Origin of the sequence: Streptomyces chartreusis NRRL 3882, from assembly GCF_900236475.1 — a bacterium.
Classification (GTDB): Bacteria; Actinomycetota; Actinomycetes; order Streptomycetales; family Streptomycetaceae; genus Streptomyces; species Streptomyces chartreusis_D.
This window is the reverse complement of the sequence record NZ_LT963352.1, coordinates 4,300,146-4,326,615: the sequence shown is the minus strand read 5'-3', so window position 1 is coordinate 4,326,615 and position 26,470 is coordinate 4,300,146. Positions and strand designations below refer to the sequence as shown.

General features: G+C 72.3%; 30 protein-coding genes. 13 read left to right on the top strand and 17 right to left on the bottom strand.

Translation table 11 applies throughout. From position 1 onward, the window contains the following. The first annotated feature begins 4 nt into the window (after positions 1-4). The 7 genes from SCNRRL3882_RS19400 to SCNRRL3882_RS19370 all read left to right on the top strand — a co-directional run bounded on the left by SCNRRL3882_RS19400 (position 5) and on the right by SCNRRL3882_RS19370 (position 6,553). Positions 5-916: a LysR family transcriptional regulator gene (locus SCNRRL3882_RS19400; protein WP_010032313.1), complete on the top strand. Its 912-nt coding sequence runs from the start codon at positions 5-7 to the stop codon at positions 914-916. Between the two features lie 166 nt (positions 917-1,082). Then, positions 1,083-2,252: a CaiB/BaiF CoA transferase family protein gene (locus SCNRRL3882_RS19395; protein WP_010032311.1), complete on the top strand. Its 1,170-nt coding sequence runs from the start codon at positions 1,083-1,085 to the stop codon at positions 2,250-2,252. Positions 2,253-2,271: 19 nt separating this feature from the next. Further along, positions 2,272-3,048, top strand: coding sequence for a crotonase/enoyl-CoA hydratase family protein (locus tag SCNRRL3882_RS19390; protein WP_010032310.1), 777 nt, complete (start codon positions 2,272-2,274; stop codon positions 3,046-3,048). An 8-nt stretch (positions 3,049-3,056) separates the two neighbouring features. Further along, positions 3,057-3,803, top strand: a complete 747-nt coding sequence (locus SCNRRL3882_RS19385) for an acetoacetate decarboxylase (protein ID WP_010032309.1) — start codon at positions 3,057-3,059, stop codon at positions 3,801-3,803. Next, on the top strand, positions 3,800-4,750 hold the full coding sequence (locus SCNRRL3882_RS19380; RefSeq protein WP_010032308.1) for a 3-hydroxyacyl-CoA dehydrogenase NAD-binding domain-containing protein: 951 nt from the start codon (positions 3,800-3,802) through the stop codon (positions 4,748-4,750). Before SCNRRL3882_RS19385 ends, SCNRRL3882_RS19380 begins: the two co-directional genes overlap by 4 nt. A gap of 1 nt (position 4,751) precedes the next feature. Beyond that, positions 4,752-5,954 (top strand): acyl-CoA dehydrogenase family protein, encoded by a 1,203-nt coding sequence (locus SCNRRL3882_RS19375; protein WP_010032307.1) that lies wholly within the window; start codon positions 4,752-4,754, stop codon positions 5,952-5,954. A 155-nt stretch (positions 5,955-6,109) separates the two neighbouring features. Next, positions 6,110-6,553, top strand: a complete 444-nt coding sequence (locus SCNRRL3882_RS19370) for a hypothetical protein (protein ID WP_010032306.1) — start codon at positions 6,110-6,112, stop codon at positions 6,551-6,553. Between the two features lie 35 nt (positions 6,554-6,588). Here SCNRRL3882_RS19370 and SCNRRL3882_RS19365 read toward each other — a convergent pair whose 3' ends face one another. Together SCNRRL3882_RS19365 and SCNRRL3882_RS19360 are read right to left on the bottom strand one after the other, a co-directional pair. After that, positions 6,589-8,520, bottom strand: coding sequence for a protein-arginine deiminase domain-containing protein (locus SCNRRL3882_RS19365; RefSeq protein ID WP_010032305.1), 1,932 nt, complete (start codon positions 8,518-8,520; stop codon positions 6,589-6,591). A 157-nt stretch (positions 8,521-8,677) separates the two neighbouring features. Next, on the bottom strand, positions 8,678-9,517 hold the full coding sequence (locus tag SCNRRL3882_RS19360) for an alpha/beta fold hydrolase (RefSeq protein WP_010032304.1): 840 nt from the start codon (positions 9,515-9,517) through the stop codon (positions 8,678-8,680). A 75-nt stretch (positions 9,518-9,592) separates the two neighbouring features. Here SCNRRL3882_RS19360 and SCNRRL3882_RS19355 point away from each other — a divergent pair, with 75 nt between their 5' ends. After that, a complete protein-coding gene (locus tag SCNRRL3882_RS19355; protein ID WP_010032303.1) occupies positions 9,593-10,072 on the top strand; it encodes a MarR family winged helix-turn-helix transcriptional regulator in 480 nt (159 codons plus the stop codon). Here SCNRRL3882_RS19355 and SCNRRL3882_RS19350 read toward each other — a convergent pair. Further along, on the bottom strand, positions 10,023-11,021 hold the full coding sequence (locus SCNRRL3882_RS19350; RefSeq protein WP_010032302.1) for a helix-turn-helix domain-containing protein: 999 nt from the start codon (positions 11,019-11,021) through the stop codon (positions 10,023-10,025). The two genes, SCNRRL3882_RS19355 and SCNRRL3882_RS19350, sit on opposite strands and share 50 nt — an antisense overlap. Positions 11,022-11,154: 133 nt before the next feature. On the opposite strand from SCNRRL3882_RS19350, the gene SCNRRL3882_RS19345 reads away from it, so the two are divergent. Both SCNRRL3882_RS19345 and SCNRRL3882_RS19340 read left to right on the top strand, forming a co-directional pair. Next, entirely contained in the window at positions 11,155-12,210 is a 1,056-nt protein-coding gene (locus tag SCNRRL3882_RS19345; protein WP_010032301.1) for a saccharopine dehydrogenase family protein, read from the top strand. A gap of 33 nt (positions 12,211-12,243) precedes the next feature. Beyond that, positions 12,244-12,906 (top strand): class I SAM-dependent methyltransferase, encoded by a 663-nt coding sequence (locus SCNRRL3882_RS19340; RefSeq protein WP_010032299.1) that lies wholly within the window; start codon positions 12,244-12,246, stop codon positions 12,904-12,906. Between the two features lie 197 nt (positions 12,907-13,103). Here the strand turns inward: SCNRRL3882_RS19340 and SCNRRL3882_RS19335 are convergent, their stop codons facing one another. Then, positions 13,104-14,444, bottom strand: a complete 1,341-nt coding sequence (locus SCNRRL3882_RS19335; RefSeq protein ID WP_010032297.1) for a hypothetical protein — start codon at positions 14,442-14,444, stop codon at positions 13,104-13,106. A gap of 113 nt (positions 14,445-14,557) precedes the next feature. On the opposite strand from SCNRRL3882_RS19335, the gene SCNRRL3882_RS19330 reads away from it, so the two are divergent. Next, on the top strand, positions 14,558-15,823 hold the full coding sequence (locus tag SCNRRL3882_RS19330; protein WP_010032293.1) for a molybdopterin-dependent oxidoreductase: 1,266 nt from the start codon (positions 14,558-14,560) through the stop codon (positions 15,821-15,823). A 310-nt stretch (positions 15,824-16,133) separates the two neighbouring features. Here the strand turns inward: SCNRRL3882_RS19330 and SCNRRL3882_RS42430 are convergent, their stop codons facing one another. The 3 genes from SCNRRL3882_RS42430 to SCNRRL3882_RS19310 are packed head-to-tail and all read right to left on the bottom strand — an operon-like array spanning position 16,134 to position 18,279. Beyond that, a complete protein-coding gene (locus SCNRRL3882_RS42430; RefSeq protein WP_029180640.1) occupies positions 16,134-16,898 on the bottom strand; it encodes a class I SAM-dependent methyltransferase in 765 nt (254 codons plus the stop codon). Next, positions 16,895-17,578, bottom strand: coding sequence for a TIGR04282 family arsenosugar biosynthesis glycosyltransferase (locus tag SCNRRL3882_RS19315; RefSeq protein WP_010032290.1), 684 nt, complete (start codon positions 17,576-17,578; stop codon positions 16,895-16,897). Before SCNRRL3882_RS19315 ends, SCNRRL3882_RS42430 begins: the two co-directional genes overlap by 4 nt. Then, a complete protein-coding gene (locus SCNRRL3882_RS19310; RefSeq protein WP_010032289.1) occupies positions 17,575-18,279 on the bottom strand; it encodes a glycosyltransferase family 2 protein in 705 nt (234 codons plus the stop codon). The genes SCNRRL3882_RS19315 and SCNRRL3882_RS19310 overlap by 4 nt, the downstream gene beginning before the upstream one ends. 122 nt (positions 18,280-18,401) lie before the next feature. On the opposite strand from SCNRRL3882_RS19310, the gene SCNRRL3882_RS19305 reads away from it, so the two are divergent. Beyond that, complete coding sequence (locus SCNRRL3882_RS19305; protein WP_010032287.1) at positions 18,402-19,133, top strand: response regulator transcription factor; 732 nt, start codon at positions 18,402-18,404, stop codon at positions 19,131-19,133. Then, entirely contained in the window at positions 19,130-20,242 is a 1,113-nt protein-coding gene (locus SCNRRL3882_RS19300; protein WP_010032285.1) for a sensor histidine kinase, read from the top strand. Before SCNRRL3882_RS19305 ends, SCNRRL3882_RS19300 begins: the two co-directional genes overlap by 4 nt. 31 nt (positions 20,243-20,273) lie before the next feature. On the opposite strand, the gene SCNRRL3882_RS19295 is transcribed toward SCNRRL3882_RS19300, so the two are convergent. The 10 genes from SCNRRL3882_RS19295 to SCNRRL3882_RS19255 form a co-directional block, all read right to left on the bottom strand. Beyond that, positions 20,274-21,275, bottom strand: coding sequence for an NAD-dependent epimerase/dehydratase family protein (locus tag SCNRRL3882_RS19295; RefSeq protein WP_010032284.1), 1,002 nt, complete (start codon positions 21,273-21,275; stop codon positions 20,274-20,276). A 72-nt stretch (positions 21,276-21,347) separates the two neighbouring features. Continuing rightward, complete coding sequence (locus tag SCNRRL3882_RS19290; RefSeq protein ID WP_010032281.1) at positions 21,348-21,974, bottom strand: glyoxalase; 627 nt, start codon at positions 21,972-21,974, stop codon at positions 21,348-21,350. A 70-nt stretch (positions 21,975-22,044) separates the two neighbouring features. Continuing rightward, a complete protein-coding gene (locus tag SCNRRL3882_RS19285) occupies positions 22,045-22,467 on the bottom strand; it encodes a PIN domain nuclease (RefSeq protein ID WP_010032278.1) in 423 nt (140 codons plus the stop codon). Beyond that, on the bottom strand, positions 22,464-22,679 hold the full coding sequence (locus tag SCNRRL3882_RS19280) for a type II toxin-antitoxin system VapB family antitoxin (RefSeq protein WP_010032276.1): 216 nt from the start codon (positions 22,677-22,679) through the stop codon (positions 22,464-22,466). Before SCNRRL3882_RS19280 ends, SCNRRL3882_RS19285 begins: the two co-directional genes overlap by 4 nt. 121 nt (positions 22,680-22,800) lie before the next feature. Continuing rightward, positions 22,801-22,971: a hypothetical protein gene (locus SCNRRL3882_RS41130; protein WP_010032273.1), complete on the bottom strand. Its 171-nt coding sequence runs from the start codon at positions 22,969-22,971 to the stop codon at positions 22,801-22,803. A 37-nt stretch (positions 22,972-23,008) separates the two neighbouring features. Then, positions 23,009-23,365, bottom strand: coding sequence for a PRC-barrel domain-containing protein (locus tag SCNRRL3882_RS19275; protein WP_010032272.1), 357 nt, complete (start codon positions 23,363-23,365; stop codon positions 23,009-23,011). 39 nt (positions 23,366-23,404) lie between these two features. Then, the gene (locus SCNRRL3882_RS19270) at positions 23,405-23,758 is read right to left on the bottom strand and encodes a MerR family transcriptional regulator (protein ID WP_010032270.1); all 354 of its coding nucleotides are present in this window, start codon (positions 23,756-23,758) and stop codon (positions 23,405-23,407) included. A gap of 471 nt (positions 23,759-24,229) precedes the next feature. Beyond that, positions 24,230-24,541, bottom strand: a complete 312-nt coding sequence (locus SCNRRL3882_RS19265) for an SCO5918 family protein (RefSeq protein WP_010032269.1) — start codon at positions 24,539-24,541, stop codon at positions 24,230-24,232. A 46-nt stretch (positions 24,542-24,587) separates the two neighbouring features. Beyond that, positions 24,588-24,935 carry a CBS domain-containing protein gene (locus SCNRRL3882_RS19260; protein ID WP_029180639.1) on the bottom strand — a complete coding sequence of 116 codons (348 nt, stop codon included), beginning with the start codon at positions 24,933-24,935 and terminating at the stop codon, positions 24,588-24,590. A 46-nt stretch (positions 24,936-24,981) separates the two neighbouring features. Continuing rightward, positions 24,982-26,469 carry a DEAD/DEAH box helicase gene (locus SCNRRL3882_RS19255; RefSeq protein ID WP_010032267.1) on the bottom strand — a complete coding sequence of 496 codons (1,488 nt, stop codon included), beginning with the start codon at positions 26,467-26,469 and terminating at the stop codon, positions 24,982-24,984. Position 26,470: the final 1 nt, after the last annotated feature.

Here is a 26,470-nt window from a genome sequence, read left to right as displayed (position 1 = left end):
CCGCGTGGAGCTCCTGCACCTGCGCTATTTCGTCGCCGTCGCCCAAGAACTGAACTTCTCCACCGCGGCCCGCAGACTGCACATGGCGGCCTCCCCGTTGAGCCGGCGGATCAAGGATCTGGAGAACGAGCTCGGGCACCGGCTGTTCGACCGCGACACCCATCACGTGCGGCTCACCCCGGCCGGCAGCGCGCTGCTGCCGATCGCCCGCGGGGTCCTGGAGCAGGTCGACTCCATCCAGTGGCGGCTGGACGAGACGACCCGGCCGCGGCGGACCACCCTGCTGCTCGGCGTTCCCAGCGGTATCCACCCGGACCTGCGGACCCGGATGGACGCCCTCGCCGAGCGGGTCGGGGACCGGTTCGAGATCAAGCGCTGGCCGGGCGGCACCGAGCGTCTGGTCGACGCGGTGTGCGACGGCAGACTGGCGCTGACCCTGGCTCGCCTCCCGGCCGGCGGCGACCCGGCCCTGGAACAGCTGCCGGTGATGTCGGAACGGCTCGGCGCGGTCGTGCCCAGGGACCGGTTCGCGGGGCGGGAGTCGATCGCCCTGGCGGAACTGTCCGGACTCGCCTACGCGGGCTCGCCCACGGCCGTGACCAACGCGTATTTCCGCGGTCTCGACCAGCAGCTGGCCGAGCTCGGCATCAAGAAACGGATCGAAATCGGCAGCGCGACGTTCGACGGCGTTTCCGAGATAGTGTCCAGCGGCCTGGCGTTCTCCATTTCCATGCTGGATCCTCGAAGCCCCGTGCAGAATTACCGTCTCGACAATGTGACCGTCCTTCCCTTCTCGGATTTCCACCCCCGGCTGGAGACCGGACTGCTCTGGCGCAAGGACCGGGCGCACGGCGGTGACCTGGATGAAGTCATCGCCGCCGCTCGCGAGATCTTCGCCGAGCCGCTCCACGCCTGACTCGCTGGAGTATTCGAAAGATATTTCGCCAAGGCGGTATGACCACTGCGGTCATACCGCCTTTCTTTCATTGGTCACTCCATTTGTTTCCGTTCCCCATCCCCTCCTTGCTAACTTAGTTTCCAGATACACACATATGGCGAAGCGAGGAGTTGAAGGAAAAGCGATGACGGACATCACGGACACCGCCACCGGCCCCCTGGAAGGCATCCGCGTGATCGACCTGTCGACCGTGGTGATGGGCCCCTACGCGGCCCAGATCCTCGGCGACCTGGGCGCCGACGTGATCAAGATCGAGTCGCCCGCCGACACCGTGCGCGTGGGCCACTACCGCACCACGCCGGGCATGACCCCGCTGAACCTCAACGTCAACCGCAACAAGCGCAGCGTGGCCCTCAACCTGAAGGAGGACACGGACCGGGAGCGGGCGCTGAAGCTGATCGACACCGCGGACGTGCTGATCACCAACATGCGGCCGGGCGCACTGCACCGCCTCGGCCTGTCCTACGACGACATCGCCGCCCGCAACCCGGGGCTCGTCTACGCGCACGCCCAGGGCTTCCGCAGCGACTCGGACCGGGCCGGCCACGCCGCCTACGACGAGACCGTGCAGGCCGCGTCCGGCCTGGTCGACATCGCCGACCGCGCGCTGGGCGAGCCCGTCTACCTGCCGACCATCATCGGCGACAAGGTCTCCTCCCTGACCATCGCCTACAGCGTGCTCGCCGCCCTGCTGCACCGGAACAGGACCGGACAGGGCCAGCTCGTCGAGATCCCGATGACCGACACCCTGATCGCGTTCAACCTCGTCGAGCACCTGGCCGGACACACCCACGTGCCCGAGACCGGCTCCACCGGTTTCCCGCTGTCGATGCTCAAGGGCCACAAGGCGGTGCGCACCAAGGACGGCCTGGCCTGCGTCATCCCGTACAACCCGCGGAACTACCGGGACTTCTTCACCGCCGCCGGACGCCCGGACCTCGCCGAGGACCCGCGCGTGGGCGGGGACGCCGTCGACAGCGCCGACCACGAGGACCTCGCCGCCCTGGTCGACGCCTGCGCCCCGGCCCTGACCACCGAGGAGTGGGCGGAGGTGTGCGCGAAGCACAGCATCCCGATGGCCCCGGTGCTGGAACTGGACCGCGCCCACGAGGACCCCTATGTCCAGGGCGGCCACCTCCTCGACACCGTCGAGCACCCGACCGAGGGCACGGTCCGCACCATCGGCATCCCGCTGCGCTTCTCCGCCACGCCCGGCTCGATCCGCCGCCTGGCGCCGGTCGCCGGCCAGGACACCGAGGACGTCCTCGCCGAGCTCGACACCGCCGCCCGCTGACCGTCACTGGAGGACAGCCATGAGCACCCCCGCAACTCCCCTCGTACGCACCGAACGGATCGGCTCCACCCTGCTGATCACCCTCGACCGCCCCGAGGCCCGCAACGCCGTGAACGCCGCGGTCGCCGCCGGACTGGCCGCCGCACTGGACGAACTGGAGGCCGAACCCGAGCTGCGGGCCGGCGTCCTGACCGGCGAGGGCGGCACGTTCAGCGCCGGCATGGACCTCAAGGCCGCGCTGCGCGGCGAGTCCCCCGAGGTCGAAGGCCGCGGTTTCGGCGGCCTGACCGAGGCCGAGCCGGCCAAGCCGCTGATCGCCGCCGTGGAGGGCTACGCCATGGGCGGCGGCTTCGAACTGGCCCTGGCCTGCGACTTGATCGTCGCGGCCGAGGACGCCCGGTTCGGGCTGCCCGAGGTCAAGCGCGGGCTGATCGCCGCGGGCGGCGGCGTGATCCGGCTGCCCAAGCGCGTCCCGCACCACCTGGCCATGGAACTCCTGCTGACCGGCGACCCCGTCGACGGCCGCCGCGCCGGCGAACTGGGCCTGGCGAACCGGGTCACCGCCACCGGCCAGGCCGTCGCCGAGGCGCTCCGGCTGGCCGAACGGCTCGCGGAGAACGCCCCGCTCGCGCTCGCGGCCGTCAAGCGCGTCGCCCGCGCCGCCGACGGTGCGCCCGACGCCGACGCCTTCGCCTTCCAGCGCGGCGAGATGAAGACCCTGATGGCCTCGGCGGACGTACGCGAGGGCATGACCGCCTTCGCCGAGCGCCGCCCCGCGCGGTGGACGGGACGGTGAGGCGCACCATGAGGGCCGAGGACGTACGACAGCGCCTCACCACCCCGCTCACCGGCCCGGCGTACGCGCCGACGGTCCCGCGGTTCACCGACCGGGAGTACCTCAACGTCGTCTACCGCACCGACCCCGACGCGCTGCGGGCCGTCGTCCCCGAACCGCTGCGGATCGGTGAACCCCTGGTCCGGTTCGAGGTCATGAAGATGGGCGACGTCACCGGCTACGGCCCCTACACGGAGGCCGGCCAGGCGATCCCCGTCAGCCTCGAGGGCGAGCACGGCGAGTACCTGCACGCGATGTACCTCGACAACTTCCCGGCGACCGCCTCCGGCCGCGAGGTCTCGGCCTACCCGAAGGTGCTCGGCTCCCCGTCGCTCACCGTCGACTCCGGCGCGCTCGTCGGCACCCTCGACCACGGCAGCCTGCGGGTCGCCACCGCGACCATGGGCTACAAGCACCACGAGCTGGACCGGCGGGAGGCCCGGGCACAGATCACCGTGCCGACCTTCATGCTCAAGACCGTTCCCGGCTACGACGGGCTGCCGCGGGTGCAGGAACTCGTCCGCACGCGCATCACCGACGTCACCGTCAAGGAGGCCTGGACCGGCCCCGCCCGGCTCCAGCTCTTCGCGCACGTGCTCGCCCCGCTGGCCGACCTGCCGGTGCTGGAGGTCGTCTCCGCAAGCCACATCGTCACCGACCTGACGCTGAACGGCGTCGAGCCGGTCCACGACTACCTGAAGGGAGCCGGGTCATGACCCGCACCTTCCGTACGGCCGCGGTGATCGGCGCCGGGACCATCGGACTGTCCTGGACGGCGCTGTTCGCCGCGCACGGCCTGACGGTCCGGGTGAGCGACCCGCGACCGGACCTCGCCGAGGCCGTGGACGGGGCCCTGGCGCAAGCCGCCCCGCACCTGGCCGCCCGCGGCCTGGACGTGACCGGCCTCGCCGACCGGGTGCACATCGCCGCCGGCGTCACCGAGGCGGTCCGGGACGCGGACGTCGTACAGGAGAACGGCCCCGAGCGCGTCGAGTTCAAGCAGGACCTGTTCGCCGCCCTCGCCCGGGAAGCCCCCGGTCACGCGCTGCTGCTCAGCTCCTCGTCGGCCATCCCGTCGACCGAGTTCACCGAGGAGCTGGCGGACGACGCCGCCGCCCGCGTCCTGATCGGCCACCCCTTCAACCCGCCGCACCTCGTCCCGCTCGTCGAGGTCGTGCCCGGCGAGCGCACCGGCGAGGACGCCGTACGGGCGGCGGTGGACTTCTACGCCTCGGTCGGCCGCACCCCGGTCGTCGAGCGCAGGGAAATCCCCGGCTTCGTCGGGAACCGGCTGCAGAACGCGCTCAGCCGCGAGGCCGTGTACCTCGTCGAGCAGGGCGTGGTGACGCCCGAGGAGCTCGACACGGTGATGACCAACTCGCTGGGCCTGCGCTGGGCCACGGTCGGTCCGTTCCTCGGCTCGCACCTGGGCGGCGGACCGGGCGGCTACCGGCACATGGCCGAGCACATCGGCACCTCGATGCAGCGGATGTGGGCGACCCTCGGCACCCCGTCGCAGAACCCCGACCAGCGGGAACGGCTCATCGCAGCCGTGGAACAGGCCTACGGCTCCTCCACGTACTCGGAACTCACCGAGACGCGCGACCGCAGGCAACTCGCCGTGCTGTCCGCCCTGGACGGCGCCGACAAGGAGGAGAACTGAGATGACCACCACCACGGAACCGCTCGAAGACCAGCTCACCGCGGACTTCTACGCCTACGAGACGCTCCTGCCCGACGAGGAGCGGGCGATCCTCCTCAAGGCCCGTGCCCTCCTGCGCGACGAGATCAAGCCGCTGGTGAACAGCAACTGGGCCAAGGGCGAGTTCCCCCGGGAACTCGTCGGCATCTTCCGCGACAGCGGCCTCGCCGGTCTGCCCTACGAGGGCTACGGCGAGCACCGGCCCGCCGTCAGCAACCTGCTCAGCGGCATGCTGGCGATGGAACTGAGCCGCACCGACGCCTCGGTGGCCACCTTCTTCGGCGTCCACAACGGCCTCGCCATGTACTCCGTCCACTCCGGCGGCGACCAGGAGCAGCGCGACCGCTGGCTCCCGGCGATGGCCGCGATGGACAAGATCGGCGCGTTCGCCATGACCGAGCCGCTCGGCGGCTCCGACGTCGCCGGCGGCATGCGCACCACCGCCCGGCGCGAGGGCGACACCTGGGTCCTGAACGGCGCCAAGAAGTGGATCGGCAACGCGACCTTCGCCGACTACGTCGTGGTGTGGGCGCGGGACGTCGACGACAACCACGTCAAGGGCTTCGTCGTAGAGAAGGGCACGTCCGGCTTCGAACCGGCGAAGATCGAGGGCAAGATCGCCTTCCGGATCGTGGAGAACGCCGAGATCACCCTCACCGACGTCCGGGTGCCGGAGGCGAACCGCCTCCAGAACATCAACTCCTTCCGCGACGTCGCCGAGATCCTGCGCGCCACCCGCAGCGGGGTGGCCTGGCAGGCGCTGGGCGTCATGACCGGCGCCTACGAACTGGCCCTCGACTACGCCCGGGAGCGCCGGCAGTTCGGCCGCCCGATCGGCGGTTTCCAGCTCGTGCAGGACCTGCTCGTCAAGAGCCTGGGCAACATCACCGCCTCGTGGGGCATGCTGGTGCAGCTCGCCCGGCTGCAGGACGCCGGCGTCTTCCGCGACGAACACTCCTCCCTGGCCAAGGCGTTCGTCACCGCGCGGATGCGGGAGGTCGTGGCCTGGAGCCGGGAGATCTTCGGCGGCAACGGAATCCTCCTGGACCACGACATCGCCCGCTTCTTCGCCGACGCCGAGGCGATCTACTCCTTCGAAGGAACCCGCGAGATGAACACGCTGATCGTCGGCAAGGCGATCACGGGCCGGAGCGCGTTCGTGTGACGCGGGCCAGCCGGGTCCGGACGAAGCAACCCCAGGTCCTGGACCTGGGGTTTCGTCATGCTAGGCGGCATCGTCCGACTGTCCGGTTCGAGCGTTTCCACTGAACGGGTGGGAGTGGGACCCTGACGAGCACCCTCGGGGAAGGAAGCGCCGGCATGATCGAGTGGAGACCGCTGGGCACCGGAGCCAGGCCCGTTCCGCAGCCGGTGGCGACACCGCTGGTCTGGGCCGGGGCGTTCGGCGGCGCACTGGTGCTGGTGGGAGTTCTCAACACCGTGGTGGGGACCGACCGTCCGGGACTGGTCCTGCTCGCGCTGTCCCTGCTGGCCGCCGTGCTCGGCCTGTGCGCACGCTTCACGGCGGCCCCCGGCACGGCCGTCCTGTGCTGGCTGTTCCTCAACGGCTTCGCCATCCCGCCCGCGGGCACCCTCACCTGGGCCGGCTCCCGCGACACCACATGGCTCGCCTGCCTGCTCACCGCCACCCTCATCGGCACGTCCCTGGCCCGCCTCGCCCACGCCCGCGCCGCCTACCGCCGCCTCGCACCCGAGCGCGCCCGGCAGGACGGGGGCCGGGGCGACGGACCGTACGGCTCCTGACCGTCCGGTTCCGCCGCCTGCTCCTCGTTGACGGCTCAGCGCGCCGGGCGCTGCCACCACGCGGCCGTCGCGTCGCGCAGGGTGTTGGTGCCGCAGTGCACCTCGCCCATGCCGAGGTGGTAGGTGTACCAGTCGTCGATGTACGACACCTTCAGCCCGACCCGCTGGTAAGCGGCGGTGACGGCCTCCGTGAAGATGTCCTTGCCGCCGATGACGGGCCCCCACTGGCGCGGGGCGAGGTAGCGGTCCCGCCCCAGGAGCACACCGTTGACCGCTCCGGGAACGTACGCGCTGGTCATCACCGTCGCCCGGGCCGCCGGAGCCGCCGCACGCGGGGCGGCCGGGTTCTCGGCGAGCCACTTCTGCTGGCCGTGGTCCGCGAGGCTGTCCACGAGGTCGGAGCCGGCGCCCATGCGCGTCAGACGCGGCACGGGAATCTCGTCGCCGCTCTCGGTCGTCACCTCCGACTCGCGGGTGTACAGCGCGGGCACCCGCACGATCTCCTCGTCGGTGACACCCGTCTCGCGCTTGAGGATCTCCAGGTTGGCCGCGATGCGCCGTGCGGCCATCTCGTTGTCGGCCACCAGATGCTTGGAGGCGAGCGCCTGGTCGATGGTCTCCTTGGGCGCCGGACTGTCACTGCGGCCCGGGACGGAGAACATCTTCGTCTTGCCGTGGCCGTCGCGCTCGGCGTCGCGCAGCAGCCGCAGCCCCGCCTCCGGATCGGCGACACCCATGCGCCAGCCGCGCGGCGTGTCGGCGGGCAGGAACTGCACGAACTCGTCGACGTGCCCGACGCCCAGCCAGGAGGTGTCCAGCAGCAGCGGATCCTGCAACCCCTGCGACTTGAGCATCGTCCGCATCACCTTCGACGGACGCGCCCCGCTGTCCTTGCGCTCGCCCATGATGATCCGCCCGGCCGGGAACGAGCGGCCGCCGTGCGCGTAGGGCGGGATGGTCTCCAGGTTCCCCATGGAGTTGAGCGACCAGTCGTCGGGCTCGGCCGGGTCGGTCACCTGCACCACACCGATGTCCCGGCCGCGTACCTTCTCGAACAGCTCCCGGCCCGCGTCCCGGTCCGGCTGGGCGGACCGCAGCATCACGCGCATCACGTGCCGCTGACCACCCGGCCCGGTCATGCTGACGTAGGCCGGTTCGACGAAGTCCTGCGCCCAGGGGTCGGCGTACTTCTCGAAGGTGACCAGCGGCTTGGTGATTCCGGCCTGCTCGACCTCCTTCGCGAGCTCGGCGACGAACTTCTGCTGAAGACGGCTGTACGGGCCCTCACCCTGGACCTCGGTCACCATCACCTGCTGGGTGTTCTGCAGGTGATGGTGGGTCAGCAGCGGCGCGACGCGCAGGGTCACGGCGTCGGAGGTGGACTTCTGCCCGGTCGTCACCGTCAGCCGGACCACCGCACGTCCGTCCCACTTCGCGCTGTCCCGCACGATGTCGGTGCCCTCGACACCGAACTCCACACCGGAACGCAGCTCGGCTGCGGTCAGCCGGGTCTTGGACGTCACCAGGACCCACTTCCCGGACCGCTTGAGGAAGAGGTGCGCGTGCTTGCCACCCGTGGTGATCTTCAGGCTGCCCTTGGCGTCCGCGGGGAGGCCGGGCAGGGGCACGGAACGGACCGGGGCGAGGTCGGCGGCGTCCGCACTGCCGTTGACCGACGTGTCGGACCCGTCGTTGCAGGCGGCCAACTTGGCGTCGGACAGCGGTCTGCCGCCCGGCCCGGTGACCGGGCACCGCTTGCTGTCGTCATCGATGTTGGGCAGGTAGACGGCTCCACGCCCGACGGACCAGCTGTCCTCACCGGCCTTGTCGCTGCCGCCCGTGACGTCGACCCGTCCGTCGCGGTTCACATCCGCCCGCAGATCGGCGCGACCGGCCGCGTCGGCAGCAGAAGCGGAGCCGACCGGCCCGGCCAGCACGGACCCCGCCGCGGCGAGAGCCAGGACCATCGACCCGGCCGGATAGAGGCGTATACGTGTACGTGTACGTGAACGCACGGCGCATTCCCTTCAGTTGGGGGGTGACGCCGTACAAGAGGAGGAACAGTGCCTGTGCGTTCCCTGTGGGGAGAGAGCTCCTGCCTGGGTAGGACGCGGCCGGGCGTCCTCAGGCCAGGAACTGGGCCAACAGCCGGTTGAGTTCGGCAGGTCGCTCGGTGGGGACGGAATGGTGGGAGGCGCCGGGCAGGGTGACGACGCCGGCCTCGGGCAGCAGCCGGCGTGCGGCGGCCGCCACGCGTCGCGCGTTGTGGGCCCGGCTGCGTTCGGCCAGGACCACCAGGGCCGGGACGGTGCAACCCCGCAGGGCCTGGGCCTTGGGACGCCGCATGGCGACGACCTTCGACCGCCGGGCGCCGGCCGTGCTGTCCAGGAAGGCTCGCCACACGGGATCCTCAGGAGTACGGCCGGTCTCCCAGTGGTGGAAGGCCCGCACCCGCTCGGCCGTGGGCCTCAGCAGCATCGGCAGGGCATGCGCGAGGTAGCGCGGGCTCATGCCGGCGAAGCAGTTGACCGGGTCGAGCAGCGCGAGCCTGTCGAGCCGGCGGGGCGCGTGCAGCGCGTAGTTCAGGGCGATCCAGGCGCCGTAGGAGTGGCCGCACAAGCGTGCACCGTCCAGGTCCAGCGCGTCGAGGACCGAGTCGAGCCATGCCGTCAGGTCGCCGGCCCCGCGCAGTCGCTCCCCGTCGTGCACGCTGCGACCGATGTCGCCCATCAGGTCGACGGCGTACACCCGATGGCTGGCGGCCAAGGCCCCGACGGTGGCGAACCAGACCACCGAGGTCGTCCCGCCGCCGGGCAGCAGCACGATCGGAACGCCGTCCTCCCGGCCGCAGATCTGGACCCGGGTGCTGCCGTGGGGGGACGGCACGTCGACGCTCCGGACCTCGACGGGCCACTGCCGCAGGACGGCGTCGTACGCCGCGTAGAAAACTGCCTCGTCACCCATGGCCCCGCCCGCCCTTGCCCGTAATATCTCGACCATCAATAATCTCGATGGTCGAGATATTACGGGAGTGAGAGCGTGGACGAGCAGGATCCTGGCCTTCAACTGGTCCATCTGCTGCGGGCCGTCACCGTCGAACTGGACCTGTTCGCCGCGGAGTTCGCTGTCCGCAACGGCCTGCATGCCACGGACGTACGGGCGCTGATCCATCTGCTGGACGCCGGTCGGGCGGGCGAGAGGGCCACGCCCGGACGGCTCGGAGCGAAGCTGGGGGTGAACTCGGCATCGACCACGGCCCTGGTCGACCGGCTGGAGCGACTCGGGCTCGTCCGCCGGGAACGCGACACCCGCGACCGCCGACGGGTGCTTCTCGTCGTGCAGGAGAAGGCCGTCGCCCTGGGCTGGTCGTTCTTCGGGCCGCTGATCCACGAGATGGTCGGGGCGATGGGAGCCTTCGACGAACAGGAGCTGGCCACGGTGCGGCGGTTTCTGCTGACCATGCGCGATGTCACCGCCGCGGGGCGAGGTGCCCGACGGGACGGTCCTGCCGACGGCTGAGGGGCGCGTCAGCGTCCCGGAAAGTCCGGCGGTAGGCGTCCGGAGGCACGCCGACCGTGCGGTTGAAGTGCCGGCGCAGCGTCGTGGCGGTGCCCATGCCGGTGGCCGCGGCGATGACATCGACCGTGTCGTCGGTGGTCTCCAGCAACTCCTGGGCCCGACGGATCCGTTGGGTCAGCAGCCACTGCAGCGCAGTGGTGCCGGTCACCGCCCTGAAGTGGCGGCCCAGATGGCGCGAGCTCATCCCCGCCTGCCGCGCCAGGTCCTCCACGCTGAGCGGCTGGTCGAGACGCTCGATCGCCCAGGGCAGCAGCGCGGCGAGCGGATGGTCGTCCCGGGCGGGCACCGGGGCGGTGACGAACTGGGCCTGGCCCCCGGCCCGGTGCGGCGGTACGACCAGGCGGCGGGCCACGGCGTTGGCGACGGCCGAGCCGTGGTCGAGACGGACCAGGTGCAGGCACAGGTCCATCGCGGCGGCCTTCCCGGCGGAGGTCAGCACGCTGCCGTTGTCCACGTAGAGCACGTCCGGATCGACCTCCACCCGGGGGTAGCGGGCGGCGAGCGCCCCGGTGTGCGCCCAGTGCGTGGTCGCGCGCCCGCCGTCCAGCAGGCCGGCCGAGGCCAGCACGAACGCGCCCGTGCACAGGGAGGCCACCCGAGCCCCTGCCTCGTGGGCCGCCCGCACCGCGCCGACGAGCTCGGCGGGCGGCTCCAGGTCGGTGTCCGCCCAGCCGGGGACGATCACGGTGTCCGCGTCCCGAAGCCCGTCGAGCCCCTGGTCGGGCTCCAGCCGGAACCGCCCGACCCGCACGGCGTCCACCCCGCAGACCCGGACGTCGTACCAGGGCACGTCCACGTCCGCCGGAGCCGAGCCGAACACCTCATACGCCAGGGACAGTTCGAAGTGCAGCATCCCGTCGGTGACGGCGAGCGCGACGACACCACTCATGTCCGGAACTGTACGGGCTACGTCGTTCCGGACACTCACGGTGGGTGGCCCACGGTGGCCAGGATGTCCGTGACAGCTCGCAGCGGACCGAACGGCGTGAGCACTCGACGGGGGAGAACCCATGGGAACGGGAATGAGCACGGGCACGGGCACGGGACAGACGGTGACGGTGTACGGCGCGTCCGGCCACACGGGACGCTTCGTGGTGGCTGAACTGCGCGATCGCGGGTTCGTCCCGATCCTCGCCGGCCGCGACGCGGCCAAACTGCGGGAGCCGGCGGTATCCGCCCCCGGCCTCGAGGCCCGCCCCGCCTCGGTCGACGACCCCGCCTCGCTCGACCGCGCCCTGGCCGGGGCGGACGCCGTGATCAACTGCGCCGGGCCATTCGCCCTGACCGCCGCGCCCGTGATCGAGGCGGCCCTGCGGGCCGGAATCCCGTACGTGGACGTGGCCGCCGAGATCGAGGCCAACGCCGACACGTTCACGCACTTCGCGGACCGCGCCCGGGCGGCGGGAGCGGTGATCGTCCCCGCGATGGCCTTCTACGGCGGCCTGGGCGACCTCCTCACCACGGCCGCGATGGGCGACTGGACGACAGCCGACGAAGCGACCATCGCCTACGGACTCAGTGGCTGGCACCCCACCCCCGGGACGCGCGTCGCGGGCACGGTCTCCCGTGAGCGCCGGGCCGGCCGGCGCGTCCGCTTCACGAACGGCCGGCTGGAGTACCACGACGCCGAGCCGACCGTCCTGAAGTGGCCCTTCCCCGCCCCCATGGGCACCAGGCAAGTCATCGGGGAGTTCACGATGGCCGACGTGGTCACGATCCCCAGCCACCTCTCCATCCCCGAGGTACGCACCCACATGACGACCGAAGCGGCCGGCGACCTCTCGTCCCCGGACACACCGGCCCCGTCCGCGACCGACGAGACCGGCCGCTCCGACCAGACCTTCACCGTCGAAGCCGTCGTCCGCTCCGGCGACACCGAACGACGCGCCGTGGCAACGGGCCAGGACATCTACGCCGTCACCGCACCGCTGGCGGCAGAGGCGACCGCCCGCATCCTCACGGGCCGAACCCACACGACGGGCGTGGCTTCCGCGGGCCACATCTTCGACGCGGCCGACTTCCTCCGGGCGCTGGCGCCGCACATCACCTTCGATGTGGCCGCTCCTTCTGAGAGTTGACCTTGCCTCTGGGGCAAGTCCCACAGTGTCGCCATGAACACCGGATCAGCTCAGGAACGGCTCCTGTCCGAACAGCGTGCCTACTACAGTGCCCTTGCCCCGGACTACCTTGACCAGCTGCTCGATCTTCCCGGCGGCGCTGAGTCGGCTGAGGCGCTCGACGCGTTCCGTCCGGCGGGCAGTGTGCTGGAACTGGCCTGTGGTCCCGGCACCTGGACCCCTCAGCTGCTCCGCCACGCCGGTGACGTCACTGCCGTCGATGCGTCCCCGGACATGCTCGCGATCGCCGCGAGCCGCGTCCCTGATGGTGCCCAGGTGAGATTCGTCGAGGCTGACCTGTTCGCCTGGGAACCCGACCGCCGTTATGACGTCGTGTTCATGGGGTGCTGGCTCTCGCACGTGCCGGCCAGGCGATTCGAGTCCTTCTGGTCTCTGGTGACCACTGCCCTCGCGCCGCAGGGCCGGGTGTTCTTCGTCGATGACCACTACCGCACGCCGGAGGAGCTCGTCGAGGGCCCGGCATCGTCCACCATCCAGCGGCGCATCCCTGATGGCACGGCGTACCGAATCGTCAAAGTTCCGTATGAGCCGGCACAACTGGAAAGGCGGCTTCGCGAGCTCGGCTGGGACATCACGGTCACGCCGACAGCCGGCCCGTTCTTCTGGGGTGCCGGCAACCGGGCTGGGGAGTCTTGATCACGATCGGACCCAGATCATGGGGAGGGCGTGCGTCGAGCCCGCCGTGCGGGCGTTGCGGACCGGTGCGGGCGAGTGCGAGGTCTACCCCAGGTTCCATGCCGCCGCCGGGCAGGGCTCACAGGTCGTTGTCCCGGCGGCGCTGGAGCAGTTCCCTCCATCGGCCGGGCCGTTTCCTGTCGTAGAAACTGTCCGGGTCACCACCCCGTCAACAGCAAATGATTGAGCAGCAACGCCAGCACCACCTGCCCGGTGAGCCACGCCCGTGGGTGGGGAAGCAGCGCGCAGGACGGGAGGAGCCACAGCGCGAAGGGGAGCCAGATGCGTTCCGTTTCCGCCTTGCTCATGCCGGACAGGTCGGCGACCAGCAGGGCGAGGAGCGCGGCGGAGACGAGGAGTGCGAGGCGGGGCTCGGCACGGGGGTGGGGCGTGCCGGCGCGGCGGCGGAACAGCACCGCTCCCGTCCGGCGCAGGCCCGCCGCCGTCGCCAGGCCCGTGATGAGCACCGTGCAGGCCAGGTTGGCCCACACCCAGTAGCCGTAGGGACGGATGCCGCCCGCGCCCTGGTGGTAGCGCGTCACCAGCAGGCGGTACGCCTCCCACCAGTCGAACCCGGCGAGCGTGAACGCCGCCGGGACCACGGCCGCTCCGGCGAGCAGCGGCACCAGCAGAGCGGGGCGCTCCCGGATGCCGTGCCGGCCGAGCACCAGTACCGCCGCCGCGATCAGCGCGACGAGTGTGAGGCCGTAGGAGAGGTAGCAGGTCAGGCCGAAGAGGAGGCCGGATGCCCCGGCCCACCACAGCGACCGTCTCGTGACCGCCAGGGCCAGCAGCGCCACCGCCCACGCCGCCACCGCCGCGAAGTACGCGTCGGCCGAGGTGCCCATCCACACGGCCGCCGGGGCGAGGACGAGGAAGGGGGCCGCCCTGCGCGCGAGGGACTCGTCGGCCAGAACGCGGATCGTGACCAGCACGGCGAGGCAGGCCGTCGCCCCGACGGTGATGCACCACATTCCCGCCCAGCCGCCGCCCCGCAGCCCGATCCGGTCGAGCAGGACGAAGGTGAGCGTGGCCGCGGGCGGGTGGCCGGCGATGTGGGCGGGCCAGTTGTCGGGTGAGTCGAGGAGGATGTGGTGGGTGAAGTCTCGTAGCGCTGCCGGGATGTTCTCGAAGCGGTCGATGACCTGGAGGTACTCGTAGCGGGTGGTGAGCCGGCGTGCGATGCCCCGGTCCCAGCCGTCGATCAGGGCCAGGGAGCAGATCCACGCCGTGGCCGTGCCCCAGGTCAGGGCGAGCAGAGCCCGCCAGGGGAGTCGGGCCGCGAGCGTGGGGCCGTACGCCACGGTGGCGATCGCCAGGACCACGGCCGCCGGGGTGCCGGGGCCCAGGTGGGGGCCCCAGGACGCCAGCAGCGGGGGCCAGTCGACGAACAGGGTGCGGCTGGTGCCCTGGATGTGGCGGCCGATCAGGACGGCGGCCGTCACCAGCAGGGCAGCGGCCCCGGCGGCGTACAGGTCACGGCGGAGGGAGCGGGTCACGTCGGAACGCTAGGCCGACAGAGCGGGCGCGGACCGCCGTCCGGGCCGGACGTCAGCGTTTCGTCATGGGTTGCGCACCCTTTCATGGGGTGGTCCCGGCCTACCGTCGGGACATGCGCGACCCCGACGCTCCACGGCATCCCTCGCGAGACGCCCCCCGGCTTCCCTCCTCGCCCGGCTTCTGGCGCAGCCCCCTGCGCGGTCCCTGGTTCACCTCCGTGCTGGGCGTCGTCCTGCTCGCCGGCATCACCGTGCTGTTCGTGACTGGCCTGGTCTCGTACGCCGCCTACAACCCGGACCTGTCGCCGGTGAACGACAAGACCCCGGACAAGGGGATCCTCGGCTTCTACCTCTTCGCCTGGCCGACACACCCGCACTGGCTGTACCGGCTCAACCAGGGCGTCCACGTCACCCTCGGCATCACGCTGATCCCCGTCCTGCTCGCCAAGCTCTGGTCGGTGATCCCGAGGCTGTTCGCGCTGCCGCCGGCCCGCTCGCTCACGCACGCCCTGGAGCGGATCTCGCTGCTGCTCCTGGTGGGCGGTGCGCTGTTCGAGTTCGTGACCGGTGTGCTCAACGTCCAGCTCGACTACGTCTTCCCCGGCTCCTTCTACCCGCTGCACTTCTACGGAGCCTGGGTGTTCTTCGCCGCCTTCGTCGCCCACGCGCTGCTGAAGACGCCCACGGCACTGCGCAATCTGCGGCACCTGCGGGAGGAGCGGAACGACCTCGTGTCGCCGCGCCCCGCCGAGCCGACCGTCTCCCGGCGCGGTGCCCTGTGGTTCGTCGGGGGCGGCTCGCTGCTGCTGTTCGCGACGACGGTCGGCCAGAACTTCGACGGTCCGCTGCGGCGCACCGCCCTCCTCGCACCGCACGGCGGCGGCGATCCCGGCAGCGGACCGAACGGCTTCCAGATCAACAAGACCGCCGCGTCCAGGGGGATCAGCAGGGCCGAGACGAGCGACGAGGCATGGCGGCTCGTCGTCACCGGGCGCACGGGCACCGTCCGCCTCAGCCGCGCCCTGCTCGCCGGACTCCCCTTGCACAGCTCGGCGTTGCCCATCGCCTGTGTGGAGGGCTGGTCGACGTCGGACCAGTGGTGGCGCGGGGTGCGGCTGCGCGATCTCGCGGCGCTCGTCGGCTACGACGGCGACAACCCGCCGGACGTGTTCGTCGAGTCCCTCCAGCGGCACGGCGCCTTCCGCAGCGCCGCCCTGCGCGCCAACCAGGTGGCCGACCCGCGTTCCCTCCTCGCCCTGTACGTCAACGGCGAGGAGCTGTCCCCCGACCACGGCTACCCGGCGCGGATCATCGTGCCCGCGGCACCCGGTGTGCTCAACACCAAGTGGGTGGCCCGGATGACGTTCGGAGACCTGTGATGCGCCGGCCGCGCTTCCCCGTCGGAAGCCCCTTCCAACTTCTCCTGCTCACCTGCTCGTTCGCGCTGGCCGCCTACGCGGGCGTACGGCTGCTCGCCGGTGACTGGCTCGGCGTGGCGCTGTGGTTCGTCGGCGCGGCGCTGCTGCACGACCTCGTGCTGCTGCCGTTGTACGCGGCCCTGGACCGGGCGGTCGTACGGGGGCTCGGCACGCGCCGCGAGTGGGTGCGTTACGTGCGCGTACCGGCGGCTCTCTCCGGGCTGCTGCTCCTCGTATGGTTCCCGCTGGTCAGCGGCATGGTGGAGCGGCGCTACCGGTCCGCCACCGGGCTGCCCGCGGACGTGTTCGCCGCCCGCTGGCTGCTGATCACCGCCGTCCTCTTCGGCGGCTCGGCGCTGCTGCTGGCGGTGCGGCTGCTGCGGCTGCGCAGGGCGGCGAAGCGGCGGCCGTCGGCCGTCCACTGACCGGCCCGTGTCCAACCCCGGGCGTACCGGAGCAGGGCGGGCGTGCCGAGCCGCGCCCAGGGGAAGGGATCGCCGGTGCCGCGCGCGTCCGTGCGGCCGACGACCCGCACGTGGGCGCGTTCGTCGATGTCCACCGGCGCGGTCTCGGCGATCAACAGACCGCCGGGGCGCAGGAGTCCGGCCACCCGGTCCAGCAGGGCGCGCGGGTCGCCGCCGATGCCGATGTTGCCGTCCATGAGCAGGACGGTGTCCCAGCGGCCCTCGCCGGGCAGCGGCTCGAACACCGAGCGCCGCAGCGCCTGGCCCCCCATCCGTACGGTGTGGTCGACGGCGGCGGCGCTGACGTCGATGCCGAGTACGGCCCGGCCCCGCGCGGCGAGTTCCGCCACGAGCCGCCCGGGCCCGCATCCCACGTCCAGCACGGTCCCCTCGCACCGGTCCAGCACGCCCCGGTCCACCGCATCGGCCCGCGCACACCAGCGCTCCACCTCCAGCGGCAGCAGCCAGCCGTCGGCCCGCCGCAGGAACAGCGGCCCCTGACCGGCGCGCAGGGCAGCGGCGTAGGGGTCGGCGGCTGCCCAGGCGACGGCGGTGACGGGCGGGGCGCTCATCGGGGCCCGGCCGGGCGGGAGTCCGGCGCCGCACACGGAGAAAGCCGCCCCGCACCCCCGTCCGTGCGGGAGGCCGGCGCCGCACAACCGGCCAGCCGCGCCGCGAACCGGCCGCCCGGGGCCAGCGCGGCGACCGCGTGGGCGTCGGCCGCCGTGTCGACGTCGCGCAGGCGGGGCAGGTCGCGGACCCGCAGGCCCGCCGCGACGAGCCGGTCCCGCTGGACCGCCCCCGTCGCGGAGGTCGACATGGGCACGCCCCGCAGCAGCGCCGGGTCGGGGCGGGCCAGGCCGAGGGCCCAGAAGCCGCCGTCCTCGGCCGGGCCGAACCAGGCGTCGCAGCCGGTGAAGTCCACGGCGAGCAGCTCCGGCGTCACCTGCGGCGTGTCCATGCCGATGAGCAGGGCCGGACCGGCACAGCGCGCGAACGCGTCCGCCAGCCGCTCGTCGAGACCGCCCGCGCACTGCGGTACGACGTCGAAGCCGGGCGGCAGCCAGGGGCCGGGCTCCCCGTCGAGGACGAGGACCCTGCGCCCGGCCGGGGCCGCCGCCACCGCGTCCAGGGTGTCGGCGAGGGACGCCTCGGCGAGGGACGCGGCCTGACGGGGCGTGAAGGGCGGGGTGAGCCGGGTCTTGACCCGGCCGGGGCGCGGCTCCTTGGCGATGACGAGCAGCGCGGTCACCGTACGCCCCTCCCCACGGCCGGAGCCTCGCCGGGCGCCTCGCCCAGCACCCGGCTCATGTCCCGTACCGCCTGCCAGGTGCCCCGCCATGTGCCCGTCACCTTCGAGGCACCGGTGCGCGGCAGATACGGCACGTCGTACTCGGCGATCCGCCAGCCGGCGTCGGCCGCGCGCACCACCATCTGGAGCGGATAGCCGCTGCGCCGGTCGGTGAGACCGAGGGCGAGCAGCGGCTCGCGGCGGGCGGCGCGCAGGGGACCGAGGTCGTGCAGCCGCAGCCCGGTGCGGCGGCGCAGCATCCGCGCGAGCGCGAGGTTCCCGGCACGGGCGTGCGCGGGCCACGCGCCCCGCCCCCGCGGTCGCCGCCGCCCGAGAACCAGGTCGGCGCCGCCGCCTCGCACCTCGCGCACGAAGGGGACGAGGAGCGAAGGGTCGAGGGAGGCGTCGCAGTCGCAGAAGCACACCACGTCGGCGGTGGCGGCCATCAGCCCGGCGTGGCAGGCCGCGCCGAAGCCCCGGCGCGGCTCGTGCACGACCGTCGCGCCCAGCGCGCGGGCGACCTGGGCCGAGCCGTCGGTGGAACCGTTGTCGACGACGAGTGCGCGCCAGCCCGGCGGGATCCGTTCGAGCACCCAGGGCAGGGCCTCGGCCTCGTTCAGGCAGGGCAGCACCACGTCGACGTCCGAAGGAGTCGTCGTCACGGTCTCACCCTACGAACGCGAAACGGGCATACCGGACTCCCGCTCCTTACGAAACGCGGACGTCGACGGCCGAGGGGCGTCCGGACGGGCCATCGCCGGCGGCCCGGTGCGACGCTGGAACCATGCAGCAGCCGCAACAGCACGAGGAGACCCCGGAGGGGACCCCGCGGGTCCTGGTCGTCGACGACGACCCGACCGTCGCCGAGGTCGTCGCCGGGTACCTGGACCGCGCCGGTTACGTCGTCGACCGCGCCGGCGACGGCCCGGCCGCCCTCACCCGCGCCGCCGCGCACTGGCCGGACCTGGTCGTCCTCGACCTGATGCTGCCCGGGATGGACGGCCTGGAGGTGTGCCGACGGCTGCGCGGACACGGGCCGGTCCCGGTCGTCATGCTCACCGCCCGCGGTGACGAGGACGACCGCATCCTGGGCCTGGAGGTCGGCGCCGACGACTACGTCACCAAGCCCTTCAGCCCCCGCGAACTGGTGCTGCGCGTGGAGTCGGTGCTGCGCCGCAGCCGGCCCGCCGCCCCCGGGCACCGGCTGGGAGCAGCCGGTCTGACCGTCGACCCGGCAGCCCGCCGGGCCACCAAGAACGGCACCGAACTCGCCCTCACCCTCCGCGAGTTCGACCTGCTCTCCTTCTTCCTGCGGCACCCGGGGCGGGCCTTCGGCCGCGAGGACCTGATGCGCGAGGTGTGGGGGTGGGACTTCGGCGACCTGTCGACCGTCACGGTCCACGTCCGCCGCCTGCGCGGCAAGGTCGAGGACGACCCGGCCCGGCCCCGCCTGATCCAGACCGTGTGGGGCGTGGGCTACCGCTTCGACCCCACGGGAGCGGAGGCCGGATCGTGAACGACACGCTCCTCATCGCCCTGTACGCCTTCGCCGGTGCCGCGGCCACCGGCCTGGCCGGGGCCGGGGTGCTGCGCCTGATCCGGCGCCGGTCGCTCACCGCCTCGCTCGCCGTGGTCGCGGCGGTCGGCGTCGTCGCGATGCTCGCGGGCACGCTCGCCGTCGCCTGGGCGATGTTCCTCTCCCCGCACGACCTGACCGTCGTCACGACCGTCGTCGCCATGGCGGCCGTCGTCTCCCTGGCCACCGCGCTGCTGCTGGGCCGCTGGGTCGTCGCCCGCAGCCGCGCACTCGCCGTGGCCGCACGCTCCTTCGGCGACGGCGGGAACTTCGCCGCCCCCGTCGGCCCGACGACCGCCGAACTGGACCACCTGAGCCGCGAACTGGCCGCCACCAGCGCCAGACTCGCCGAATCCCGGGAGCGGGAACGCGCGTTGGAGACCTCCCGGCGGGAACTCGTCGCCTGGATCTCGCACGACCTGCGCACCCCGCTGGCCGGTCTGCGGGCCATGTCGGAGGCCCTGGAGGACGGCGTCGCCGCCGACCCCGGCCGCTATCTGAAGCAGATCCGCACCGAGGTCGAACGCCTCAACGACATGGTGGGCGACCTCTTCGAACTCTCCCGCATCCACGCCGGCGCGCTCGCCCTGGCACCCAGCCGGATCTCCCTGTACGACCTGGTGGGCGACGCGCTGGCGGGAGCCGACCCGCTCGCCCGGGAGCACGGGGTGCGGCTGGTGGGCGGCCGTATCGAGCCGGTGCCGGTGGAGGTGGACGGCAAGGAGATGAGCCGGGTGCTGGGCAACCTGCTGGTCAACGCCATCCGCCGGACCCCGGCCGACGGCACGGTCGCCGTCAGCGCGGAACGCTCCACCGAGGGCGTGGTGCTGTCCGTGACGGACGGCTGCGGCGGCATCCCCGACGAGGACCTGCCGCGCGTCTTCGACACCGGCTGGCGCGGCACACACGCCCGGACGCCCCCGGCCGGAGCGGGCCTCGGCCTCGCCATCGTCCGGGGGATCGTGGAGGCGCACCAAGGCCGGGCCAGCGTACGGAACATCCCCGGCGGCTGTCGTTTCGAGGTGGTGCTGCCCGCGGCCGCTTCGTAACGCGGGCAGCACCACCGGTCCATCGGGGGGCCTACGCCTCCCGCATCCCGGCCCGCGCGAACTCCGCCATGCCCTCCTCGAACCCGACCGCCGGCTTCCAGCCCGACTCGGCTCGCAGTCGCGACGAGTCCGCTGTGATGTGCCGTACGTCCCCGAGCCGGTACTCGCCGGTGACGACGGGCTCGGGCCCGCCGTACGCGGCGGCCAGCGCCCGGGCCATCTCCCCGACGGTGTGCGGGTCGCCGCTGCCGGTGTTGTACGCCGTCAGCACACCCGGGGCGGCCTCCGCCTCCAGGACCACGGCATTGGCCGCCGCCACGTCCCGGACGTGCACGAAGTCCCTGCGCTGCCGCCCGTCCTCGAACACGCGCGGTGCCTCGCCCCGGGCGAGCGCCGAGCGGAAGAAGGAGGCGACACCGGCGTACGGGGTGTCGCGGGGCATGCCGGGCCCGTACACGTTGTGGTAGCGCAGCGACACCGCCGAGCCGCCCGTGCAGCGGGCCCAGGCGGCGGCCAGGTGTTCCTGGGTCAGCTTGGTCGTCGCGTACACGTTCCTCGGGTCGGCCGGGGCGTCCTCGCCGACCAGCCCGGGGACGAGGTCCGCCCCGCACACCGGGCACGGCGGCTCGAACCGGCCGGCGCCGAGGTCGGTGACGGCACGCGGCCCGGGCCGTACGACCCCGTGCCGGGGGCACTCGTACCGCCCCTCCCCGTAGACCACCATCGACCCGGCCAGCACGAGACGCCGTACATCCGCCTCCGCCATGGCGGTGAGGAGTACGGCGGTCCCGAGGTCGTTGTGGGAGACGTACTCCGCCGCGTCGGCGACCCCGTCGCCGAGCCCGACCCTCGCGGCCTGGTGACACACCGCGTCCACCCCGGCCAGGGCACGGCCGACGGCGGCCGGAACCCGTACGTCGGCACCGGCGTCCTCCCGCACGTCGAACACGACCGCCTCGTGCCCGCGCTCCCGCAGGGCCGCGACCACATGGGACCCGATGAACCCGGCACCGCCGGTGACCAGTACACGCATACGGCCACGCTAGGCCCGCGACCCCGGCGCACCACGGGACCGCGCCCGTACGTCACGACTCCGTAAGGTCGGTCACGGCGACACGGTCTGCGAAGCCGTCGCCCACGCGAACCCGTCCGGGTCGGTGAAGGGCCCGGTGTCGCCGTTGACCGTGAGCCGGTGCGATCCGGTGCCGTCGGGAGCGACGCCGACGAGCTTGGCCAGGCCCCGGCGCTTGTACAGCGCCGGCTTGACCGAGCCCGGCCCGGTGGCGAACTCGACGTACCTGCTGCCGAAGCTCTTCGCGACGGGGAGGCCGTGCTCGACGTAGAACCGCTTGCTCCGGGCCATGTCCGCGACCCCCAGCAGGAGCACGATCTCGTCGATCCGCCGGGTGGCCGGGCCGGTGTCCTTCTTCGACGACGACGCGACCTGCCAGATCGTCCCGTCCGGTGCCTGCACGACACCCCCGTAACCCCACAGCGACCTGGCGGCGGGCTTCAGCGTCGTGGCACCGGCCTCCACGGCGGCGTCGACGAGGGCGTTGACATCGGCCGGCTGGGACACCACGAGCGACAGGGTGAACCCGCGGAAGCCGGCCGCAGGAGCCTTTGAGGCCCGCACGCGCACCTGTCCGTCCAGTCCGAACGCGCTGCTGTAGAAGCGGCGGGCGGCGGCGGGGTCGTCCACTTCGAGGGTGACGGATTCGATGGAAGTCATGACACCGACGCTAGGCACGGCTCGGGACCCGCGCTTCTCGATTCCTGACCGGAACGAGGACGCCCCCGGCTCACTTACCGGCTTCGGGGCCGTACCACTGGAGTGCCTGGCCGGTGACGGCGGCGATGCACTCGAAGTCCCGGTCACGGTGCAGGAGTGTCAGTCCTTGCAGCTCGGCTGTGGCGGCCACCACGAGGTCGACGGCTCCGGCGCTGCGGTGCTGTCCGCGCTCGGTGAGGATCTCCTGGACCTGCCAGGCGCGGTCGTATGCGCGGTCGTCCACCGGCACCCAGCCGAAGAGCAGGCGCATGTCCTCGATGCCCTGTGTGCGGTCGGCGGCGGAGCGAGCGCTGTAGAAGAACTCCAGCTCGGTAACGGGGCAGGTGGCGATGAGCCCGGCTGCCGCCGCCTGGTCCCACCCGTACTGCTCGGCGTCGCCGCGCAGCAGCCGGGCGAGCGCGCTGGTGTCGATCAGGAACTGCGCGGCGTTCACCGGCGGTAGTTCCCCTTGTCCTCGAAGATGTCCAGATCGAAGGCGCCTTCCTCCGCCGCCGCCCGCAGCCGGGTGAGGGCCAGCGCCCGGCGCCGGTTCTCGAGCACTTCGCGCAGGGCGGTATTGACCGTCTCCTTCTTGGTGCTGGTACCGAGCGCCTTGGCCACGTCCGCCACCAGCTGGTCATCGAGGTCGATCACGGTCCGACTCATCGGATGCACCTCCATGGATATCATCGATGCATCCAAGGATATCTCTCCTCGCGTATCGATGGACTGGCCGGGCCCGAGCTGGTCCAGCCGGGCAGGATGCCCGGTCGCACGCCTGCCGTCGTCAGCGCACGGGCCGCCGACCCGCGCGCCGGGACAGCCGTACCGCGAAGAAGATGACGTCGACGGCGAGGAGCACGATGCCGATGGCGAGGAGATAGCCGAGGCCGTCCGCTGCCACGCCGATGATTCCCAGGGCGACGGCCACGAGGACGACCAGAAGGAAGAGCGCCATCACCGCGGACCACCTCTCCTGTGCCACGCGCCTGCGGTCAACGGCGGGCGAGCCGGCGTTCGCCCCCTGCTCCCGCCTGGTACGTCATGCCGTAGTGCTGGAAGATCTCCTCCTCCCGCTCGGCCGGCAGGACGTCGTCCGTGCCGATCGAGGGGGCTTTGCGCACCTGTCCCCTGGCGTAGGGCACCTGGACGTAGCCCGGCCCGAGAACGGCGTCGTCGAGGGGGACGAAGACCAGGCGCCGGCGGCTGGGCAGCCCGGTCCGGACGGTGGCCATGGCCGGTTGGTCGGTGGCGGTGTCCACGTAGACCGCTTCGAGCATGCCGATCTTGTGCTGCTTGGGGTCGACCACGTCGTGGTCACGCCATTCGCGGATGTCAGCTGAACGGATCATGCCGCGCCCCCTGTCTGGTTCGCGCAATTCGTCAGGTGATCAGCGGGGATCGGCGACGGACCCTTCGGGCGCGTCGTGACCGGCACGGCGGCGGTACTCGGCGTTGATGCGCTGAGCTTCCTCGAGCTGGTCCTCGAGGATGACGATGCGGCAGGCGGCCTCGATCGGGGTGCCCCGGTCGACGAGCTCGCGGGCGCGCGCGGCGATGCGCAGCTGGTAGCGGGAGTACCGGCGGTGTCCGCCCTCCGAGCGCAGCGGAGTGATCAGACGAGCCTCACCGATGGCGCGGAGGAAGGCCGGGGTGGTGCCGAGCATCTCGGCGGCCCGCCCCATGGTGTACGCGGGGTAGTCGTCGTCGTCCAGACGATCGCTGAGCGGGGTATCTGCTGTCATGTCACCTCGTAGTACAACGCGTCGAGGGGCCCTGGTGCCGTACGGCACCAGGGCCCCGAAGGAAATTGAACACCATCTGTCGGCCCTAATGCTGCGCCGACCTTCTGTTTCCGCTACCGGCCCTGCAGGAGGGGGTGTGCGGGGATCGCGGCTGCGTGACCGGGGACCACCTTCCAATCCGGGGTCTTGCGGTACCCGGCCGAGCGCTGCTCGCGCCGGGCGATCCTGATGGCGTCTGCTCCTCCGTCCTTCTCCGATCAGTGATCCGTGTCAACGAGAAAAAGGCTAACCGGGGCAGTGTCCAATGTCTACTCTGACAAGAGTAGATTTTTGTTCGCTGGAGGCGCAGATTCCCTGTGGCGCATCCTGTGACCCACAAGGACGGCGGGACGGCACGACGACGAGGGCCCTGCCGACGCGCGTCGGCAGGGCCCTCATCGGGATCGGGTGGGGCGGGGCGTCCGCCCGTCCTCACGCGTCCAGGGACGCGGCGCCGAGCAGTGCCGACGCGGTCTGGAGCGGAGTGGCCGCGCGCACGGGCGCGGCCTCGGGCTGGGCGTGGCAGGTGAAGCCGAGGCGGGTCATGGCCCGGACGACCTCGCCGGCGGTGAAGTCGCGGGGGTCCTGCCGGGTGATGACCTGGCCCACCTGCTTGACGGGGTAGCGGCGACGGCCGATGGTCACGGACTCACCCGTGACGAGCTCGGGCGTGATGCCCTTCATCGAGGCCAGCACCCCGTTCTTCGTCAGGTCGAACGGGTACCGGGCGATGACACAGCGCATGATGCCCCTCAGGGAGAAGGAGAACGGGCCGAACGGGCGAGGCGGATCAGCCGGAGAGGGCGAGGACGCCCGGGGTCCGGTCGTGCTCCCCGAGGACGGCGATCCGGGGGACGGGCGAGGCGAGCGGCCCGCCGAGGACGTCACGCAGCCGGGTGCGGTCCGTGTACGCGGAGCTGCCGCGGTGAACGGCGAGTTCGGCTCGGGTGACCCAGCCCGTGCACTGGTCGTCCGCGTCGCACAGGAGGAGGTGCTCGACCCGGGCGCCGGCCATGACGGACAGGGCGACCTCGACGGTCATGTCGTCCCGGACCCGGGGGCCGGACGCGTCCATGCCGTCGATCACGGTCACGGGGCAGGGATCCGTCTGCCGGCGCTGTGTCTGAACCGGTGTCAAAGCTGCCTCCTCGAAAGAGCTGCGGGGCGACTGCCGACCGACGCCACTAGGCCGCCGGGTCGTAGGCGGGCCGCTGCGCCGTGCGCCGCCCCGCCTGTCCGGTGGGGCGCCCCCGGGAGGGGCGGCGGCCCCGGGACGAGGGCGCCCCGGACGACGCGCCACGGCGGGGATGTGCCGGGGCGGGTGCGGTGATGACGACGGGGACACCGGACGGCGTCTGGGCGCCCGTGATGCGGCTCAGTTCCGCCTCACCCGAACGCACCGGCGTGACCTGGGGGGTGATGGCGGCCGAGGCCATCAGCCGGTTCATGCCGCGGCGCTGGCCGGGTGTCACGAGGGTGACGACGCTGCCGGACTCGCCTGCGCGGGCGGTACGGCCGCCGCGGTGCAGGTAGTCCTTGTGGTCGGTGGGCGGATCCACGTTGACGACGAGGTCGAGGTTGTCGACGTGGATGCCGCGGGCCGCGACGTTGGTCGCCACCAGCACCGTCACATGGCCGGTCTTGAACTGCGCGAGCGTCCGCGTGCGCTGCGGCTGGGACTTGCCGCCGTGCAGAGCCGCGGCGCGGACGCCGTTGTTCAGCAGGTGCTCGGTCAGCCGGTCCACGGCGCGCTTGGTGTCCAGGAACATGATCACCCGGCCGTCCCGCGCCGCGATCTCGGTCGTCGTGCGGTGCTTGTCCGCTTCGTGAACGTGGAGCACATGGTGCTCCATCGTGGTGACCGCACCTGCCGACGGGTCGACGGAGTGGACCACCGGGTCCGTCAGGTAGCGGCGGACGAGCAGGTCGACGTTGCGGTCCAGGGTGGCCGAGAAGAGCATCCGCTGCCCCTCGGGTCGCACCTGGTCGAGCAGTGCGGTGACCTGGGGCATGAAGCCCATGTCGGCCATCTGGTCGGCCTCGTCCAGGACGGTGATGGCGACGTCGTCCAGCCGGCAGTCGCCACGGTCGATGAGGTCCTTGAGCCGCCCCGGCGTCGCGACGACGACCTCGGCGCCGGCCCGCAGCGCCCCCGCCTGCCTGCCGATCGACATGCCGCCGACCACGGTGGCCAGCTTCAGCCGCACGGAGCGGGCGTACGGGGTGAGCGCGTCGGTCACCTGCTGGGCGAGCTCGCGGGTGGGGACGAGGACCAGGGCGAGCGGCTGCCGGGGGGCCGCGCGCCGGCCGGCGGTACGGGCCAGCAGCGCGAGGCCGAAGGCGAGGGTCTTGCCCGATCCCGTTCGCCCGCGGCCGAGGACGTCACGTCCGGCGAGGGAGTTCGGCAGGGTCGCGCCCTGGATGGGGAACGGTACGGTCACGCCCTCGTGGCCGAGCGCGGCCAGCAGCGGCGCCGGCAGGGCGAGGTCGGCGAACGCCTCGACGGCGGGCAGCGCCGGCGTGGTCGTCACCGGCAGCGCGAACTCCCCCTGGGGAGCGGCCGGTCGGCGGTCGTAGCCCCTGGAGCGCCGCGGAGCGCCGGAGCCCTTGGGGGCAGCACCCCGGGAGCGGTCGTAGGTGCGGGGCGTGCGGGTGGTGCGTGCGCGGTTCAAG

Coding starts and splice junctions, on each gene's coding strand:
- SCNRRL3882_RS19350 (WP_010032302.1), bottom strand. CDS start 11,021: ATGAGTGGTGTCGTCGCGCTCGCCGTCACCGACGGGATGCTGCACTTC.
- SCNRRL3882_RS19340 (WP_010032299.1), top strand. CDS start 12,244: ATGAACACCGGATCAGCTCAGGAACGGCTCCTGTCCGAACAGCGTGCC.
- SCNRRL3882_RS19365 (WP_010032305.1), bottom strand. CDS start 8,520: ATGGTCCTGGCTCTCGCCGCGGCGGGGTCCGTGCTGGCCGGGCCGGTC.
- SCNRRL3882_RS19265 (WP_010032269.1), bottom strand. CDS start 24,541: ATGCGCTGTGTCATCGCCCGGTACCCGTTCGACCTGACGAAGAACGGG.
- SCNRRL3882_RS19375 (WP_010032307.1), top strand. CDS start 4,752: ATGACCACCACCACGGAACCGCTCGAAGACCAGCTCACCGCGGACTTC.
- SCNRRL3882_RS19280 (WP_010032276.1), bottom strand. CDS start 22,679: ATGAGTCGGACCGTGATCGACCTCGATGACCAGCTGGTGGCGGACGTG.
- SCNRRL3882_RS42430 (WP_029180640.1), bottom strand. CDS start 16,898: ATGAGCGCCCCGCCCGTCACCGCCGTCGCCTGGGCAGCCGCCGACCCC.
- SCNRRL3882_RS19395 (WP_010032311.1), top strand. CDS start 1,083: ATGACGGACATCACGGACACCGCCACCGGCCCCCTGGAAGGCATCCGC.
- SCNRRL3882_RS19390 (WP_010032310.1), top strand. CDS start 2,272: ATGAGCACCCCCGCAACTCCCCTCGTACGCACCGAACGGATCGGCTCC.
- SCNRRL3882_RS19270 (WP_010032270.1), bottom strand. CDS start 23,758: ATGACAGCAGATACCCCGCTCAGCGATCGTCTGGACGACGACGACTAC.
- SCNRRL3882_RS19385 (WP_010032309.1), top strand. CDS start 3,057: ATGAGGGCCGAGGACGTACGACAGCGCCTCACCACCCCGCTCACCGGC.
- SCNRRL3882_RS19305 (WP_010032287.1), top strand. CDS start 18,402: ATGCAGCAGCCGCAACAGCACGAGGAGACCCCGGAGGGGACCCCGCGG.
- SCNRRL3882_RS19380 (WP_010032308.1), top strand. CDS start 3,800: ATGACCCGCACCTTCCGTACGGCCGCGGTGATCGGCGCCGGGACCATC.
- SCNRRL3882_RS19330 (WP_010032293.1), top strand. CDS start 14,558: ATGCGCGACCCCGACGCTCCACGGCATCCCTCGCGAGACGCCCCCCGG.
- SCNRRL3882_RS41130 (WP_010032273.1), bottom strand. CDS start 22,971: ATGGCGCTCTTCCTTCTGGTCGTCCTCGTGGCCGTCGCCCTGGGAATC.
- SCNRRL3882_RS19360 (WP_010032304.1), bottom strand. CDS start 9,517: ATGGGTGACGAGGCAGTTTTCTACGCGGCGTACGACGCCGTCCTGCGG.
- SCNRRL3882_RS19370 (WP_010032306.1), top strand. CDS start 6,110: ATGATCGAGTGGAGACCGCTGGGCACCGGAGCCAGGCCCGTTCCGCAG.
- SCNRRL3882_RS19295 (WP_010032284.1), bottom strand. CDS start 21,275: ATGCGTGTACTGGTCACCGGCGGTGCCGGGTTCATCGGGTCCCATGTG.
- SCNRRL3882_RS19275 (WP_010032272.1), bottom strand. CDS start 23,365: ATGATCCGTTCAGCTGACATCCGCGAATGGCGTGACCACGACGTGGTC.
- SCNRRL3882_RS19345 (WP_010032301.1), top strand. CDS start 11,155: ATGAGCACGGGCACGGGCACGGGACAGACGGTGACGGTGTACGGCGCG.
- SCNRRL3882_RS19290 (WP_010032281.1), bottom strand. CDS start 21,974: ATGACTTCCATCGAATCCGTCACCCTCGAAGTGGACGACCCCGCCGCC.